Origin of the sequence: Parabacteroides sp. Y3-G-102 (assembly GCF_023656845.1) — a bacterium.
GTDB lineage: Bacteria > Bacteroidota > Bacteroidia > Bacteroidales > Tannerellaceae > Parabacteroides > Parabacteroides distasonis.
In genome coordinates this window covers 119,884-138,676 of sequence record NZ_JAMOKU010000004.1, presented here as the reverse complement: position 1 = coordinate 138,676, position 18,793 = coordinate 119,884, and the positions used below count along the sequence as shown (strand labels likewise).

Annotated in this window: 9 protein-coding genes; all 9 read right to left on the bottom strand. The window is 46.0% G+C overall.

Annotated features, from left to right (window positions below; translation table 11 throughout):
* Nucleotides 1-40 precede the first annotated feature (40 nt).
* The gene (locus tag NBH16_RS03220) at nucleotides 41-3,295 is read right to left on the bottom strand and encodes a P-loop NTPase fold protein (RefSeq protein ID WP_004291481.1); all 3,255 of its coding nucleotides are present in this window, start codon (nucleotides 3,293-3,295) and stop codon (nucleotides 41-43) included.
* A gap of 16 nt (nucleotides 3,296-3,311) precedes the next feature.
* On the bottom strand, nucleotides 3,312-4,442 hold the full coding sequence (locus NBH16_RS03215; RefSeq protein ID WP_004291480.1) for an ATP-binding protein: 1,131 nt from the start codon (nucleotides 4,440-4,442) through the stop codon (nucleotides 3,312-3,314).
* A gap of 301 nt (nucleotides 4,443-4,743) precedes the next feature.
* The gene (locus tag NBH16_RS03210; protein ID WP_004304269.1) at nucleotides 4,744-5,349 is read right to left on the bottom strand and encodes an RteC domain-containing protein; all 606 of its coding nucleotides are present in this window, start codon (nucleotides 5,347-5,349) and stop codon (nucleotides 4,744-4,746) included.
* Nucleotides 5,350-5,587: 238 nt separating this feature from the next.
* The gene (locus NBH16_RS03205) at nucleotides 5,588-6,010 is read right to left on the bottom strand and encodes a dihydrofolate reductase family protein (protein ID WP_004291474.1); all 423 of its coding nucleotides are present in this window, start codon (nucleotides 6,008-6,010) and stop codon (nucleotides 5,588-5,590) included.
* 279 nt (nucleotides 6,011-6,289) lie between these two features.
* Nucleotides 6,290-7,612 carry a sigma-54-dependent transcriptional regulator gene (locus tag NBH16_RS03200; protein ID WP_004291471.1) on the bottom strand — a complete coding sequence of 441 codons (1,323 nt, stop codon included), beginning with the start codon at nucleotides 7,610-7,612 and terminating at the stop codon, nucleotides 6,290-6,292.
* Complete coding sequence (locus NBH16_RS03195; protein ID WP_004291467.1) at nucleotides 7,605-9,923, bottom strand: hybrid sensor histidine kinase/response regulator; 2,319 nt, start codon at nucleotides 9,921-9,923, stop codon at nucleotides 7,605-7,607. Before NBH16_RS03195 ends, NBH16_RS03200 begins: the two co-directional genes overlap by 8 nt.
* Entirely contained in the window at nucleotides 9,923-11,848 is a 1,926-nt protein-coding gene (gene tet(Q) / locus NBH16_RS03190; protein ID WP_004291466.1) for a tetracycline resistance ribosomal protection protein Tet(Q), read from the bottom strand. Before tet(Q) ends, NBH16_RS03195 begins: the two co-directional genes overlap by 1 nt.
* A gap of 657 nt (nucleotides 11,849-12,505) precedes the next feature.
* Entirely contained in the window at nucleotides 12,506-18,322 is a 5,817-nt protein-coding gene (locus tag NBH16_RS03185) for a helicase-like domain-containing protein (RefSeq protein WP_004291462.1), read from the bottom strand.
* Nucleotides 18,312-18,764 (bottom strand): DUF1896 domain-containing protein, encoded by a 453-nt coding sequence (locus NBH16_RS03180; RefSeq protein WP_004304266.1) that lies wholly within the window; start codon nucleotides 18,762-18,764, stop codon nucleotides 18,312-18,314. The genes NBH16_RS03185 and NBH16_RS03180 overlap by 11 nt, the downstream gene beginning before the upstream one ends.
* Nucleotides 18,765-18,793 lie beyond the last annotated feature (29 nt).

Sequence of the window (18,793 nt, the reverse complement as noted above, 5' to 3'; positions counted from 1 at the left end):
ACGGGTAAAATCGTAAAATTCGGACTTGTTAGACAAATACTTACGCGGTTTCAACCTCAGGTACTGAATCTATCGAATTGACAAATTTAACCAATTGCGGATCTGAATCTTTTTGTATGAGGTTTCGGAGACTCTTTTTCAATTCATAAGCATCATCCCCTGCTGTATTTATTAAATCCATATAAAAATCTTTGTTTTGCAGAATCAATGAACGGCATGCCCCATCGGAAATTACAGGTTTCACTATTTTATCAATAACGTCTCCAGCTTGACTTTTCAAATTACCATGCGATCTAAGCCATGTTTCGAAAAATTGAAACTTTATTGCATTGATAGTCTTTTTACCGATGCAGAAATCATTTCTTATATCGGTAACTGTCGATTTAATTTTTCGTTTATCCAATCTTTCAACTATATTCTTGAAACAATTAGGGAAAGGATTCAAACTTTGAGTTCCAGAAGCAATATCCATCAGAATCTTTTTGCCAAATTCAGTCAAGTTATCTGGCAAGGATTTGATTTTAGCCAGTAAATGTTTTATTGCGACAAACCAATAATATGATGTATGTGCTGTTCTTTGGGCGTATAATGTATCAACACTTATTTCAGACAACGCTTCGAACGCTATTTTATTGATATGATCGGTCAGGACATTGCTTATTTTAGTGGTCAAATCGTAAAAAGATGCGTCAGGAATTACATCTTTAATATTGTTCTTAGTGATATACTTATCCAAATCGGTATTCCACTCTGCTAAATGCTCGATAAATACCTCATCCGTTACACCTATTCTGTTCTTAATATCTTCAAATTGGGGCAATATGTCTGAGAGCAATAATTTATAGCCAAGTTTATGATTTACCATGTATTGTAGTGTTTCATTTAATAGCGGTATATTCCATCCCACACTATTTACTAATAAGTCTCCATGATCCACATAATAGTCCATGAGTTCTGCAACATATTTTATATCTCCACCCTCTATTAAGGAAACGGAATGACCATGTGCCAATTGCATGGCGACTAAATCGTAATATCCAGACTCTTTAATGTTTCGGCCATCAGTTTCTAATTCAGAATGCAACTGATTTATGTAGGTTGAATCTAACGTTACAGGTAAAGGTCTTTCTTCGTCAGATGCCAATAAACGATAGGTTGTAAATATAGCCCCTATATTATCTTTATTTACATTCTGTTCATCAATGCAATTCGTGATCGCTTGCAAAAGCGTTGGAAACGTATAGGTAGAATTATCTTTTAACGTTTTTACAATATCTGCATGGTCGAAATTATCGGGTAGTAAGTTTGCCAAATAATTATCGAGCGCCTCCGAATTTGTTGCTACTTGATAATATTTATATGCTTTAGTTGTCGCGTTATCCCGATAGGCAGCATCTGTTGCATTTGCAGCTTGAATATAATCGATAAATGTATTTGGCTTGACTGTTTTTGCTTCAATCAATGACGTAAAATCGCACGCCAACTTATTTTGCGCAATAAACCTGTCTATTGCATCTAACGTTTTGAAATAGTCGCCGCCATTGAAGTCATTGAACCGAACTATCTTCTTATATAATTGAGCAATCACATGGTTTTGGCTTTCCGTGTCTAAATGCAACAGCAGTTCTTGGTATTCGACAGGGAACACCTGCTTCTCTATGGATTCTTTTAATTTCAATTGTGCTATTCTTTGCCATACACGCAGAATAACATCGCTCTTTCGAGTTAATTTATGCAAACAATGTATAATCTTATCGATAAGCGCATTGTCCATACATTGTATAACTTCTTCTAATACAGTGTCAAATTGTTTATTAGTCTCTGCATATTGATTTATGTCGTGGTCTTCTTCTCCGTTGATGCAGCCTTCAATATATTTTTTCAATGGAATTTGTCGAGCATCTTCAACATCGACACCATATACCAAAGCTGCAATTTCGCGTTGTGTTTGCAGATCATTGTTAATTATTGTTTGAATGCCATTCAGATAGTCGCCGGACAATATTTGTTCTACTGGATTTGCCAGAATATCCGTCTTCTTCAAACAGAACAATGCTATGTTTATCATCAAAATTTCGTTACACCACTCTTGTTTAAGAGCGACCATCTCATTGATATATGATATAATTTCCCTAACATTGGCATTAGGATTTACCAATCTGAATATCCGATTTATAGTTTCTTTCGCTTCATTTTCTGTTTCTCCAAATGCTTCAACAAACAGTTTGTTGAATATACTTCGATAGTCGGTAATAACAGGAGGAGCAACACGATAAACAATAGGGAAAGTTTTATTGATAAAATACTTGGTCAGTTGTTTCGTTTGTTCGTCGGTCTCATCTCCGAATGCACAAGCTAAATGTGTTTCATCGAAAGGAATAACAGCCCAAACATTTTCAAAACCGCTATCGGCGAAGAACGTATGGATAGAAGACCATAATTCTTTTACTTTTTCAGCGGGGAGACGATCCATGTTGTCAAAAACAAGGACTAATTTACGTTGTCCTTTTTCCTTGATAAAATCAGAAATGTCTTGCATCCATGTTTTGAACTCGTAAACCGTTGGTTCGTCTTCGCTCAAAGTCTCATAGCAAACGTCCTTTTCGACTTTATCTTGATAAATAGCTAACATATAACTCCATCCATATTTATGATCTTTGCTATATGCCCATTTCCAAACGCACAATGCAATAAGAACTGGCAGTGCAGCTATGATAATAGACAATAAAGAAAACCACCATGTTGTGGGTGTAGGTTTTACTGCATACGCAATAAATGTAAATATCGGAGTTAAAACTGCAACCAAAAATGCCGCAACCATACCATTACTGATAAGGGGATATTTTTCGGTTACGGTCTCCGTTTTACGGGCTAATAAATATTTCAGCTTTTCAGACCATGATACGGTTTTCGTACCTCCACCTTTGACTTTTATTGTTGCATTTCCAGATAGGATACCATCATCAATAAGTTTGCTTGTAAGCAATTCCAATATAGAGCGGCGTTGCAAGTCCTCTTGATGTCCCCATGCGTCATACTCAAAAAAGTAATAGTCGTCTGATAATTCACGTTCCAACATTTTAACCACGTTGGATTTTCCAGATCCCCAAATACCTTCGATGCCGATAATTCGAGGTAAAGTACATTCCTCATCCAATGAATCATTCTGACAAAAATGGCGAGCAATAGTTTTTGCCAACCTTTCTTGCGAACCTCCATCGAATTTGTCAATACCACACGGTTTATTTTGGATAAACCGCGGATATTGCTGTTTGGATTGTAGTTTTGTTTCCATATACGTAATTTATTGATTATACGAACTCCAAATAATTCTCCCGATTTACCACATGAAACTCGGCATAGGGATAGGCTTCTTGGAAGGCTTTCGGTGCGGCCGGCATTTTATTTCCCCACTTGAACTCCAAGGCGGTAAGACTGTCGGCACTCTCCTCAATCAGGTCGATTTCCTGTTTGTCGTAGGTGCGCCAGAAATAGAACTCCCTGTGCAGTCCCTCATTGAAGTTCGCTTTGCGCCGCTCTCCGATGATGTAGTTCTCCCACAGCGCACCGACATCCTGCCGAATGGCCAGCGGTGAGAAAGCCCCGATAATGGCATTGCGAATGCCGTTGTCGTAGAAGTACCACTTGCCAGCTTTTGTAACCTCCTTGCGTAGGTTACGCGAATAAGCCCCCAGACGATAGATAACGAAGACCTTTTCCAATAGGTCGAGGTATTTTTCAACGGTCGTCTTGCTCATGCCGAGTTGTTTACCTAACTCTTCGTAAGAAACTTCGCTGCCCAACTGAAAAGCTATCAATCGCAGTAGATCGCGCATCTTGCTCGAATTTTTTAAGCCGTCAATTGCTAAGATATCTTTAAGCAGGTATGCACCGACAATATCACGTAGGTAGTCTGTTTTACGTTCATAGTTCTCCATCATTACTACTTCGGGATAGGAACCGTAAATCAAGCGCGCTTCGAGGTTCTGGCGGGTTTCAAGTGCCGTTTCCGTCTGTGCGATTTCCCGTTGCGAGAATGGTGTAAGGAGAAATTGCGTACTGCGGCCGACCAACGGTTCACCAGTCTTATTCAGCAAATCGAATGACGAAGAACCACTTGCCAAGACACTTATTCCCGGTATTTCATCAACTATCAACTTCAGAATACTACCGATTTGTGGTATGTTCTGTGCCTCATCAATAGCCAGCAAATCAATACCATCCAATAAATGCCGATAATTGGCTATTGAGCGATTCTCCAATAGTGCTAATGTGTCGTAGTCTTCGCCGTTGAGCATCATCGTCCTACCTGAATAGTTGTCCACAATTTTACGCATCATTACCGTTTTACCAACACGGCGAGCACCAAAAATCAGTACTGCTTTATTGGGCGCGATTCGTGCTGTAATCTTCTCTTGAAGTATTCTATTTACTGTTTCCATACCTTATAAAATATAATGCAAAGATAATCATATTTTTTTAATTGGCGAATTTTACAAAAAAAACGGGCTATTAAATGGCGATTTTTACAACCACAATCTTATGGAAGTTGTTTCATTGTTTTTAGTAATGATATATGTTCATACTATGATGACTCAATAATTTACCAGACATACGTTTCTGAAATTTGTCCTTATAGGAATGAAAAACTCACATATATTGTGCTAATTAATATATAATTAAATGAAAATAAAAAGACAGGATACGAGTATTCCTGTCTTCTCATATGTAATGGATATTTTTTTATTTTCTCATCCGCTCCAACTCCTCATCACGCAACATTCTCTCGTTCAGTTTTTCCTGCATCCTGTCAATGAAATAGGTGCGGCTTTCGTTCTTCCGGCGTTTGATATCAGTGTAGAAGCGGTAGCAGTCTTTAGAATCAACCCCGAATATCTTATAGAGAAGTGGGGCGAGCTGTTTGAGCGGCATATTGCCGTTGTTGATGCAGCCCATCACGTCTATGCCGTAGATAAGTTCCACGAGGTCGATGGCATTGCCCGTCCATTGAAGAAGGCTGGCGGTGGTTTCTGTTGCGTTGTTGGCGGATATTAGTGGTGGCACTTGGGGCGTGGCAAGGAATTTCTGCATCTTTCTTACGAAAGACAGAGCCTTGCTGACGTAGGCGGCAATCTCTCTTTTTTCTTCTGACAGATTACGTACGGGATGGTGCTGCAACTCGATTTCGATGTAGGCAAGCGCGATGACGGTAAGGTTCATGTCCATGCCGCCGTTGCACAGTTCGATCACTTGGGTGGCGAAAGCCGTGTATGCCGTTTCCATATTGCAGTCGCCGGCTTCGTTTATCAGGCGGAAAAAGTCGGTTTCCGCCAGCAAGAAATAATTCATGGTTCTGTCAATTTTGAAAATTACACTTTGTTTTCTGCGTGCGCACATGAATATAATTGGCAAAAAACGCGGCAGAAAATAAAAAATCCAACACTCAATTTTACAAAGTGCTGGATTTCAGAGGTATAAAATTCAGTATTTTTTCACAAGGACAAATTATCTCCGACTTAAATTGTTTGTAATCGGAACATTTATTCTATTCCTGAAAATAGAAATGTATGCTTGCCGCACATTTTGGCTATCTTGCTTTTTTATCAAGGATATAGATAATGCGACATACACCGTTGGGATAGCTTTTCAAAGAGGAAAGCGTCCAGTGTTGCTCTGGCAGAGCCGACTTAAAAAAATGTCGTCCGCTTCCGGATATGAAAGGAACGGTGTATAGTATGATTTCATCCACAGCGTGCATCCGCAGCAGTCCGTTTATATAGTCTGCCGTGTCCGGTGTGGCTTCCGCGAGGTAACGGATGTTTGTGCAGTCTTTTCTCCATTCGTGCAGCATTGAAATGGAATAGTCCGGTGTCACACGGTAAAAGGCTTTCTTCCTGATTTCATCAAGACCGCAACGGTCAAGGCACAAATCCTGATGTGCTTTATCATATAACTCTGAAGAAAGACATCCGTCCATCGTCAGTACGGCGAGAATCTGAACTTTACCCATAATCGTTTCCTTTCGTTAGGCAAGGGTAAAAAAGTAGCGTGCAATTCACACTACCTTCAAGCGATGGCTCTGGTAAAGCCTTTACGGAGAGTACGTGAATGCACGCTATGCGTAAGCATAGCATAAGCATCACGCAATCGTCTCCGTAGTTCCAATTTACCAGATTTTCGCTTGAAACGCCTTGCGGTCTTATCCTATATGTTGGCGGCGAAAAGCTCCTGCCAATCGCCGTTTTTCTCAAATGTTATGCAAAGATAGCCAAATTCAGTGAATTACGGGCTATGATTGCTTGAATTTATATTTAAGTCCATACTCTTCAAGTTTGCTGTATAGTGTTGTCCTGCCTATGCCGAGCAGTTCTGCGGCGACACTCCGGTTGCCGTTTGCCTGTTTCAACGCACGCAATATCCGCTCCTTATCCTCCGCGTCATTGCGCAAGGCGAAGCTGACAGTAGAGGTCGGTTTCGTCACGGCAAGTTCCAGATGCTCTTTCATGACAACACCTTCCTGCGCCTGCAATACAGCACCCATAACTTTCTGCCGAAGTTCCCGCACGTTGCCCGGCCATGCGTGTGTCAGCAACGCTTTACGTGCTTCGGAACTGAACCCGCTCACGCTACACTCCAGCTCTCTGTTTGCCATATCACGGAAGAACTCTGCCAGCGGCATAATGTCTTCTTGACAGTCACGCAACGGAGGAACGGTTATCCCGAAGTCGTGCAGGCGGTACAGAAGATCCTGCCGAAAACGCTTTTCATTCACCGATACCTCCAAATCTTCATTGGTAGCAGCGATGATGCGGACATTGAAATTCCGGTCTGCCTTGTCTCCGACCGGGCGATACCGCCTCTCCTGTATGGCACGGAGCAACATCTGTTGGGTTTCCAACGCGAGGTTTCCTACCTCGTCCAGAAACAACGTGCCGCCTTCCGCCTCATGGAAATATCCTTTCTTGGCATTGTCCGCACCTGTAAATGCACCTTTGACGTGTCCGAAGAAAGCCGACGGTGCAAGCTCTTTGGAGAGTGAACCGCAGTCCACCGCCACAAATGGCTTGCCTGCACGTTTGCTCTTGTCATGCAACAGGTGGGCAATATGCTCCTTGCCCGTGCCGTTCTCACCAAATATCATCACGCTCATATCGGTGGCGGCTACCAGCCTTATGCGGTGCATGATTTTCTGAAAGGCGGAACCTTCACGGGCGAATATAGGCATACGGCGTTGTCCTGCCTGACGTTCTTTCAGTATGGAACGGATCAGGGGGACAAGTTTATCCTCCACAAGCTGTTTGGGAATATAGTCTATCGAGCCGAGTTTCATGCTTTCCACGGCGGTATTAACTTCGGCGTAGTCGGTCATAATGATGAAGGGCTGCATCTTTCCCTCCTTTCGCATCCAGCACAAAAGGTCTATGCCACTGCCGTCAGGCAGACGCAGGTCGGCAACCACGATATCATTATCTGTTGCCTGTTGCAGATGTTTCTTCGCGGTTGAGAGGTGGTAAGCCTTCATATTGCGGTAGCCCTCCCGTGACAGCATATTGCAGACATATTCGCAATACACGATGTTGTCTTCCACCACAATTATTTTTGTCTTATTCATCTTCGTATTTTCTCCTTTCCTCTTCTGCCAACCGTATTATTTCCACTCCCTTATCCAGCACGGCAGTCACGGCATGGCTTAACGCTTCACCATCCGGGAGAGCATCGCCACGAAGCAATCCGTAAAGTACATTCAGCGGTTGGTCGGCACGGAGCACCTCCCACGAACTGCGCAGGTGGTGGATCAGGGAATCCAGCTTTTGCAGGTCTTTTTCTTTTGCTGCATCCCGTACCGCCTGCATTTCCTTTTCTGTTTCAGTTATCAACTTTTCCAGCATGACGGCTTCATTGCCATAGGACAATAAGGCGGAAAAGTCCGGTTTCCCGTCCGGTGTCGCTTTTATGGCACACCTGTCGGAAACCTCCATCAGTTCCGATATGGAGAACGGTTTGAACAGGCATCCGGCAAAGCCTTTTGCCAATAGTTCCCCTTTGTTACAACTGCCCGAAGCGGTTGCCACAACCACCGGGATTGTTGGTGAATTGCCCACGTTGGACGAACGCAACAGTTCCAGCAATTCGAAACCGTTTATATCGGGCATATTCAAGTCTGTCAGCAACAGGCTGTATTCTTTCTGGCGTATCATTTCCATCAGTGCCGCAGCATCGGTGCAAGTGTCGCAGTGTATTCCTTCTTGGGAATACATCTCTTTCAGCATCAGAAGTAATACCTCATCATTGTCAATGGCGACAACATCATGGAATTTATTGTTATGATAAACAGGTGTATTGCTTGTATATCCAAGCTGTTCTTCAGCTTCCTGCATAGAAATTTCAACTGTGAAACGACTGCCTTTCCCTTTCTTGCTGTCTAAACGGATTGTTCCGCCAAGCATCGACACAATATTACGCATTATGGCAAGCCCAAGCCCGAAACCCTCCTTTGCGGCGGCATTTGATAGACGTTCAAACGCACCGAACGCTTGTTTCTGTTCCTCTTCTGTCATGCCTGTACCTGTATCTTCAACGACCAGTGTCAGAACTCCATTATCATATTCAGTAATCAAAGAAACACCGCCTTCTTCTGTGAACTTGACAGCGTTTGACAGCAGGTTATTCCCGATTTGTATTATTCGCTCTTTGTCGGTCAATACAATGGCATCGTGTCCAGTCTTCACGGACAAGGACAGCCCTTTGTTCACGGCAACAGGCATGAACTCCGTTTCAAGTGTGTGCGTGATTGCTGAAATCCGGCAGGGTGACAGACGGGGCTGTTCCTTGCCGTTGTCCAGGCGGAAGAAGTCAAGCAAAGTGTTAAGCATATCCCGCATACGGTCGGAGGATTGCAGTATGTTTTGGATATACTGCCCGGACTTATCCTCACACTGTTCTTTCCGTATCAGTCCGGCATAGCCTGTTATTGCTGTCAGCGGTGTGCGCAGTTCATGGGTGATAGTATGTACCGCCTTCTTCCTTGACGTTATCAGTGCCTCGTTCCGTTGTACGGATTGTTCCAGTTGCCTTATCAAATCAGTTGTCTTGTGCTTGTATTGTTTAATGCTTTTTGCATCACGATGTATGATGATGTAGGAAATTAACAACAATAGAAGAACGAATCCCATTAAACCGCCTACTTGCATAAATGACTTTTCACGCATGGCAACTATTTCGTTTTCCCGGCTTTGCAGTTCGGTTTGTACCTTTTCTTCTATTTGGCAAATCAATTCTTGCAGTTGTCTGTTAAGTTCTGCATTACGAGCTGCAAGGCTGTCGGCTTGTTCCGACAATTGGCGATCCTGCACTTTCTGTTCGCTGATTACGTTTCTATTGACCGAATGAAGGATAGTGGTTGATACTGCTGGAGTTACTTCCTTTTTTTTGCCGAATATGCCTAAGAAACCTTTTCGTTTTGGCTTTTTGGACTGTTCCTGCACACTTTTCTGTACAATAACCGGAATTTGATTGGCTATCTTCTTGTTAATAGATTGTTGTTCATCCATTAACCGGACTATCTGGAACATCTGTCGTTCCTTATCCTCTAAAAGACTGCGCACACTATCGATGCGCTCTGCTGGATAGGTGGCCTTGAAACGGCAGAGCATACTGTCCATTGCCATACGCCGTGCATGGTAATGCTCGATATCTTTATCGTTCCATTCCAGTATTGTTTCACCCAATAGAGAAAATTTTATCATTTGAATATTGATATTGTTTATTTCTTTTCGGAGCTCGTCTATTTTTTTATTGCCAAGTTCTAATGCTTCTATCTCCTGCCATTCATAGAGGCTATTATATGCCATACATCCGATAAGAATGGAGATAAGTATATATCCCAACCGTATTGCCTTATAGAAATTTCCTGACCGCTCCATTATTTTAATGACATTGATTTTTGGAACATGAATAAAAGTTTATCTTTTTCGTTCATGCGGATATTATCAGAATAACCGTCTTTTGTTATTTGATACCCACATGGCTTAACCATAAAAATGCCTAAGCCCTTAGTGTACGAACTTACTTCTGAGGCATAGTCTTTACTTGTATTTAATGGAACTTTCCCTTTAATATGACACCACTCATTATTACAACTGATGTCTTCAATCTCAGACATCAGTTTTTGCAAATCTGTAATAGCTTTGGAACTCGCTACTTGGGGTATCTGCAACTCAAAACAGAGCATCGGTTCGAGAATGTCCACACCTGACTGTTGCAAAGCCAGCCTGAAGACATAAGGGGTCAGCTGTCTGAAATCAGCAGGTGTACTTACCGGGCTATAATACTCGGCTTGAGTAAAAGTTACTTTCAGATCTGTCACTTCCCATCCATGTAAACCAGATTGGCAAGACATACGAATCCCTTCAAAAACGGCATTTTGAAAAGAATGGTTCAGATAACCATAGGAGATGTCACTTTCGATTTGCAACCCTGCCCCTAACGGTAAGGGTTCAAGAGTCAGCCCTATTGTGGCCCAGTAAGGGTTGGGTGGTACTTCGATCTGAATAATCTTATTGACCTTTTTTATAGGTCGTTCTTTGTAGATAGTCTTGATCTCATCAAAATGGACCTTTACGGAAAATCGTTCTTCCAGCAATGTCTGTATGATTTCCTTTTGGGTCAAACCATATAACGAGATTTCCAATTCATCACTATATGAGTTTATGGAAAAGGACAAAGACGGGTCTTCAATCCACAATGTATTCAGAGCGGATATCACCTTGCTTCTCTCTTCGGGCTTATTTGGCCGGACGGAGGATTTGAGAGCGGGATGCTGATGAGATAATCCTTGAATCAAACAAGGTTTAGCACCTAAATAATCTCCGATTCGAAAATCTTCTATATCTTCTACAATCGCGATATCATTGGCACCCACTTCATCAACATTTATCTCTCTGCCCTGATAAATAGTCTTTAGATTTTTAATCTTGATGAATTTTTCCGAATCGTTGATTCTTACAACGTCTCGAAGTCTCAGACTTCCGTCAATTATTTTAAGAAAACTTCTTTTATGCCCTTTGGGGTCATGCTCTATCTTATAGAGATAAGCTGAAAGTCTGTTTGAGACTGATGCCGGAGGAAGTATAAAAGAAGAAATGGCGTCCAACAACTCATTGATACCGATATTGAACATTGCTGATCCATGTAGCACCGGATAGACTTTGGCTTTTGCCACAAGAGCGATTATCGTATTCCAATAATCAGCCGGTGAAATTTCGCTATCCGCCAAATATCGTTCTAATATATCGTCGTCATGGTTGCATACAAATTCTTTGTATTCTTCCTTTATATATGTTTGGGAGCAAACCGGATAAACCGATCCATCGACAACAGTTTGCATAAACAGGACATCTTGCGACAGATTTGTTTTTATATCCATATACAAACGCTCCAAATTCACACCGGCACGGTCAATCTTATTGATAAATATAATTGTCGGGATTTGCAGCTTTTGTAAAGTACTGAACAGCAACTTTGTCTGCGCTTGTATGCCTTCCTTTGCGGATAAGATGAGGACTGCTCCATCAAGCATTTTGAATGTCCGCTCCACTTCCGCAATAAAATCCATGTGTCCCGGAGTGTCAATGATATTGCATTTCACTCCATTCCAGATAATAGATGTCGTAGAAGCCCGGACAGTAATTCCTCTACGTTTCTCTATATCCATAGAGTCCGTTATGGTGTCACCATTATCCACACGGCCGCACTTTTCCGTTGCTCCACTGGCAAACAGCAGATTCTCGGTTACGGAAGTTTTTCCTGCATCAATGTGAGCAAGAATTCCTAAATTTATAATATTCATTTGGATTAAGCAATAATATACTACAGTAGATGCATTGTCGAAACGCACCTTTTAATACCTCCTCGTAGCATATGAGAACTACAGGATTACTAACTCGTATTAATATGTATATTATTACTGCCGCATAACGATTACAAAATTACACAAAAAAATATATCTAACAAAAGTGGGAGGATTTTTTAACTTTTTACCATAGACATTTTATTAGGGAAGCGTAGGTTCAACTGGCAAGTACAAATAAGTAGAAATGTTTGAACAACACCGTTTTAGGAAGTTGAAAAATCAAGTTTCTCTCTCGGTATAGCGTTTATTTTGGCCAATATCTTCTTTAGTTTAGCATTTGTGTATTTCCCATTCGTGTTCTATTTAGCTCCTTATTATGAGTATGTAGCAAGTTACTTATCAAATTCAGCCTCTTTGAGGGTCAAATATGGTTTTGCAAATGGTGACTGACAAGACATAAACAAGGTCAGCAGGAATTTTTTACATAAATGGACATGAATGTATATAACCTAAAATAAGAATAAATTTTAATAAGGGCTGCCCAAAAAGAAAAAAATGCAGTTGCCATCCTATAGATACTTGCAGAAAGGATAAAATTTACTTTTAGACCTTTTGGGATAGCCCTTATTAATACTTCAGATAAAATTCCTTAGGTTATATTTTCAATCCTTTGGACCGGGTTTCCTCCTTGGCATACAGTCCCGGACGCCCGATTATGACATGGTTGGCAACGATACTATCCGCCGGACTGCGTATCTGCGGCGGTGCATTTTCGGGATATTGCGCCTGCCTGTTCCTCACATCTTCCGCTTCCGGCTTGAGCTGTTGCCCTTCATTCTCCTTTTCTGCGACTTCGGGCGTGGGTGGCGCAAGCTCCAGCTGAATTTTTCGGTCAAGGGCGGCAAGTTCGGACTTCAACTGCTTCAGCTCGTCCTCCTTCTTCCACACCTTACCCGCTATCTCCTGTAACTGCGGTATCTCCATCTCCAGCACCTCGTTCTTCGCCTTGTACTGGTCGATGATGGAGGGTATCCTCTCCATCGCGTTGAGGAAGTTGCGGGCGGCGGCCAACGGGTCAGCCATCGCCAGATGCCCGTTGTTGTAGGTGTACTTGTAGTTCCCCTCGACCACGAAGCGGTTGTCGGTGAACTCCAATCCCTCTTTGAGTATCCTTTCGCTCACCACCTTTATCGGAAAACCGTAAAGTTCACCGACCTGCGTGTACAACCCTCCGGTCGTGGCATTCTTGGCTATCTCCTGCAAACGCTTTCCGATGACCTTCTCATCGGCGGAATCCACTCCGTCCACCTTTATTATATTAAGGCGGTTGCCCTCCTTGTCGGTCTGCACCACCGACAGGAAGCGGTTCCAGTCCTCCGTCATGGCATCTATGAAAGCCGTGTTGTTGCGCAACTCGCCGGTCTTTGACTCCAGCTTGAACTCCGAATCACGCTTGCCCTTGTTGAACGACTTGCGTTCCCCTTCGAGCGATGCGATCCGCTTTTCCAGTTTCGCCTTGTCCAACAGGTCGGTATTGCCGGAGAGCAACGCCATGTATTCCGAGAAATTCATGCCCGATTTTTCGTCCATTGCCCCCTCGTCGATGGTACGCGCACCCATCGCACCGCTTTTGAGCTGGCTTATGAAAGTCTGCTTGCAGTGCAGGAGGTTGAACTTGTAGCTGTCCAGTGACTTCTCCACCGCGTAGATGATTACATCCACGTTGTTCCCGGCGAAATGTTTGGCAATCTCATTACCTGCCCTAACTCCGCGTCCGTCACGCTGTTGCAAGTCGGACGGTCGCCACGGCGTATCGAGATGATGGATAGCCACACACCGTTTCTGGGCGTTCACACCCGTTCCGAGCATAGAGGTAGAGCCGAACAGCACACGCACCGTCCCGGCGTTCATGGCGTCTATCACCGCCTTCCGCGCCTTGTCGGTCTTGCACTCCTGAATGAAGCGCACCTCGCTTGGCGGTATACCGTAGTCCTCCGTCAGTTTGCGCTTGATTTCCGAATAGACGTTCCACCCGTCGCCCGGCTGGTATGTCCCCAAATCAGAGAAAACGAACTGCGTGCCTTTCTGGGCGTCGTATTTTTGATAATACTCCGCGATCATCTTGGCACAGTGACTCGCTTTGTTGTCGGGATGATCTTCGTAATTCGGGTCTATCATGCGCATGTCGAGTGCCATTTTCCGGGCATAGTCCGTGGCGATGAGCATCTTCGCCTTTTCTTCCGTTTCCGAAAGCGGCAGCCTGCCCAACAAGGTGGCATCGCCCGTCTTGGCGAACTGCATCAGTTTCTGTATGAAGTCCTCCTGTTCCGGCGTGGGCGGTATATGGTGCAGTATCTCGTTCTTGGCAGGACGGTCAACGCCCACATCCTCCGCCGTGCGGTAGTCCGTGATTTCATTATAGAAGGCGGCAAGCTCCGGCACTTTGATGAAGTAGCGGAAACGCTCCTTCTGGACCACATTGTTCGTCACGTTAAATTCAAAATCCGTCGTCTTCTTGGCAAATATCGCCGCCCAAGCGTCGAAACACCTTATGTCCTGCCGTTCCAGCTCCTTCGGGCGCAGGTACTTGAACAGCAGGTACAATTCAGTCAGTGAGTTGCTGATAGTCGTGCCGGAGAGGAAGGTCGCACCCAAGTCTTTTCCTGTGCGCTCCTGTATGGTGCGTATGGCAAAGAGCATGTTAAGTGCCTTCTGGCTTCCCTCGCTGTTTCCCAATCCCGCCACACGGTCGTGGCGCGTGTTGAAAGTCAGATTCTTGAACTGGTGGCTCTCATCTATGAAGATGTGGTCGATGCCCATCTGCTTGAAATCCACCACGTCGTCCGTGCGTGACTTTATGGCGTGTTCCACCTTCTCCAGCTTCGCTTCAAGGTTGTGCTTGCGCTTCTCCAATCCTTTCAGCATCGCCCGCGACACGTTCTTTCCCTGCTGCCGTAGCACTTCGAGGTTTTCCTCCACCGTGTCAAGCTCTGCTTGCAGGATGCGCTGCTGCAATTCCGGCGACTGCGGTATCTTGCCGAACTGGTCGTGCGACATGATGACGCAATCGTAGTCGTTGTTCTTTATATTATTGAAGAAGCGCACACGGTTGGCGGTCGAAAAGTCCTTCTCCGAAGCGTACAGAATACGTGCGTTGGGATATGCCGCCTGATAGGTGGCTGCAATCTCCGCAACGTTGGCTTTCAGCCCGATAATCATCGGCTTGTGTGCCAAATTCAGACGCTTCATCTCATGCGCGGCGATGCACATTATCAGCGTCTTACCGGTTCCCACCTCGTGGTCGCAAATTCCGCCGCCGTTCTGTTTCAACATCCAGACGCAATCCATCTGTGAGGGATAGACGCTCTTGATACCCCGGCTTGCCAGCCCTTTCAGGTTGAGGTCGGGAAAGGTCTGATGGGAGCCGTCGTAGCGCGGGCGCACGAAACAGTTGAACTTGCGGTTATACATCGTCACAAGCCGCTCCTTGAACTGCGGCGACTGCTCTTCGAGCCATTCGGAGAAGCCGTTTCGTATCTCGTCAATCTTGGCGTTGGCGAGTTGTATTCCCTCGCTGTCGCGCATCTTGATGTCGTTGCCATGCTCGTCCTTGCCGATGGACTTCATCATGTCAGGGCAGGTGTTGTGCAGGGCGTGTTTTAGGAGGTGCATACCGTCATAGTTCCGGTAATACCCCTTCACCAGAAACTCGTCCGTGATTTTCATGGTGCGGTAGCCGCACACCACCGAAAACTCGTCCATGCTTGCGGAATAGGCGATTTTCACCTCCGTGTCGAACAGCCGGCTCATGTAGGCGGCATAGACACCCGTCGGAATCCAGCGTTCCCCGAAATTGAAGTCCAGATCCTCGAAGGCGATGCGCTGCGGCTCGGCATCTTTCAGAGCCTCCAACGCCTGCTTCACCTCCGGCATACGCTCATTTTCGGGATTGTCACCCATCCATGCCTCTATGCGTTCCGCTTTCTCTATGACATTTCCGGCGATGAAACGGTCTTTGATTTCGTAACCGGTCACGAGCGGATTGTAGTAGATGCGCCCTTGCAGGGCAGTGAGCAAATCCTCCGCCGTGCTGTCGGTTATCTCCCGCATATAGTCGAGATTGACCGTACCATATTTGTTGAGCGACGCAGACAGGGCTTCTTCGGGAGAGCCTACGTTGGCATGGCTCTCCACCGCGAAGGAAACAGGATGCTCGAAGATGTCCGCCTTGACGAACTTTCCGTTTTCCATCCGTTCCAGCGAAAGGATGTCGCGCCCGCCCGCATCCATCATCACTAACTTCACGTTCTGCTTGGCGTTGAGGTTGCCGTAGCGCATGACAAACTCATCGTAACAGGTATTCAGATGCTCTCGCCACGGAACATTTGCCTCGCGCCGGAGCGATTCATAACGGTACAGACGCTCGTAGGCGTCACGCAGCGACACATACAACAACGCCTTTTCCTTCTGGTATCCTTTCAGGTCGAGCGGCTGGAATGTCGCCCCGTATGGCGTGATGTCTTTCAGGTAGCCGATGTTATGACGCCCCCGGTCAGCCACCAGCGACCCTTCGCGCAGGTGCATCTCCGGCGTGCGGTGGTAGGCACGCGGAGAAAGGTCCACGACTTCCTCCTTCGGCTTTTCCGCTTCGATGTCGGGGAAAAGGAAAGTCCCCACCGCTTCCGATGGGGTATCTGTAACGGCAGGTGCGGCGACTGCCTCCGGCTGTGTTTCCTCCTGTCGTGGCTGCTCACGGGAAGTTTCCGGCACGGCTTTCACTTCCGTCTTTTCCGCCACTTGTTTCTCGTTATGCTGCCTTGCCAGTTCCCGAAGTTCTTTCCTACGCTCCGGCGTCAAACCCATCATCATTTCATAGAAACCGTTGATGGGAGGATTGGTATCCCAGTCCAGTGTGGCATAGATGTCGTCCGGGTCGGCAGGCTTGGCGGTGTTCTCCGCTTTCACCTCCTTATTCTCCATTGCGGGTTTTGCAGTTGGAGCTGTCGGTGTAACCGTGACTTTCGGTTTGGGCGGAGTGGACTTTGCCGTAACTGCCTTTTTCACCGTCTTTTTCTTTTTGGAGGTTTTCGGTTGGCTGACCTCTTCCGTCATCCCCCAGAGGTCAAGCAGGGTGAGCTGCACGCCTGCGGAATATTGCGGGCGCGGTTCTATCTCCGGCTTTTCATCTGCGGGTTGCGGCTTTTCTGTCGGAGTTTCCACCGTCTGCGCCGAGGATACTGTTTCCAATTTTATGGCAGGACGCTCTACTTTATTTTGAACGGCAACTTTTTCTTCCGTTCCTGCCTGCCGGATTGAACCCGAATACAAGCGCATGGCAAGCCTGTAATGGAAATCCTCGTCGAGCATACGGCGCAAATCCCCGGCGATGCCTGCTGCCTTGCCCTCGTGCAGATAAACCATAGCGGGCTTCCCGTAGGGGTCTGTGTCAAGTTTCGCCATCGTATGCACGATGCGTTCCGGGTGGTGGATGAAATAGGCGTTGTCGGTCAGGGCGGTTTTCGTGTCCGTCTGTATCACGGTCATCAGCCGCTCGTCCTGCGACATTTCCTTCTTGCTGAGGTTCTTTTGCAGGACAATCAGGTCACTGCCCACCTCCGTGCCCGCGTTGTCCGTGAACAGGTTGTTGGGCAGGCGTATCGCGGATACCAGATTGGCCTGACTGAACAGCTCGTTACGCACGGAGGTCTTGGTGCTATTCAATACCCCTTGCGAGGTGATGAACGCCACGATACCGCCGTCACGCACGGCATCCAGTCCTTTGAGAAAGAAATAGTTGTGGATGGTTTTCTGGGCGGAGCGTCTGCCGAAAGAGTCGCTCCGCTGAAACTCCGCGTCGAACACGGCAATGTCACCGAACGGAATGTTGGACACCGCCAAGTCGAAATAATTGTTGAACGGTCTTTCGATTTTCTCAAAACCGCAGGTGCGCATTTTCTGGTCGGGATAGAGATGCCTCAAGATTGTACCCGTGAGCAGATCCTTCTCGAAAGCCATCACATCCGCATTGGGGCTGTGCCGCAGCATGGAATCCACGAACACGCCGACACCTGCCGACGGTTCGAGCATACGGGCGGGGCGGACGCTGTAATCTGCCAGCACGTCCGCGATGGTGTCGGTTATCTCTTTGGGGGTGTAGAAAGCGGTCAGCACGGACGCTTTCAGCGAATCCACAAACCGCTTGTACTCTGTTTCGTCCTTGCTGTTCTCACGGATAAGCCTGTGCAGCTCCACCGTCGGGGCGAACAGTTCGAGGTCGGATTTCGCCCACCGGACGGCATCCGTCAGTTCCTTTGCAGGGTTGAGGATACATTTCAGACCGCCGAAACCGCAGTACCTTTGAAGTATGGCACGCTCTTCGGTTGTCGCTGTCCTATTTTCCCTGTCAAGGATGAATGCCGTCCGTATCGCCTCGATGTTGTCCCGCAGTTTCTGTTTGCGGTTAAACGCCATATTCGTCTAAGTAAAGGACGGTTGCTCCCGTCAGCTCCGTGTAGAGCAGGTCGTAATCGGAAGACAGGGCGAAATTGTCATCCGAGAGGTCATAGACGGAGAACACGTTGCCGACAAGCGGCAGCAGTTTCAGGACAAAGGCTTCACGCTTCTCTTCCGGCACTTCATCGGCAAACTCGTTTTCCACGACTTCGCGGAGGATGGCGTAACGGGAATAATGCAGCCCGCGCAGCAGCGTGTCCATCGCCAGTTCCTGCGCACCATCGGCGGGATAGCCTTCAAGCCGTGCCCTCTCATACGTTTCGGCGGCACGGTCGGCCCGTTCCCGTATGAAAGCGGTGTCGTCAGCCTGTTCAAACTTGTTCGTGCGGAGATAGTCCAGCAGGTACAGACCGTAATAGGAAAAGTCGGTCTGACCCTCGTTTTTCTTCTTGTTGTTCATTACTTTGGATTTAGCGGATTGATAATTAA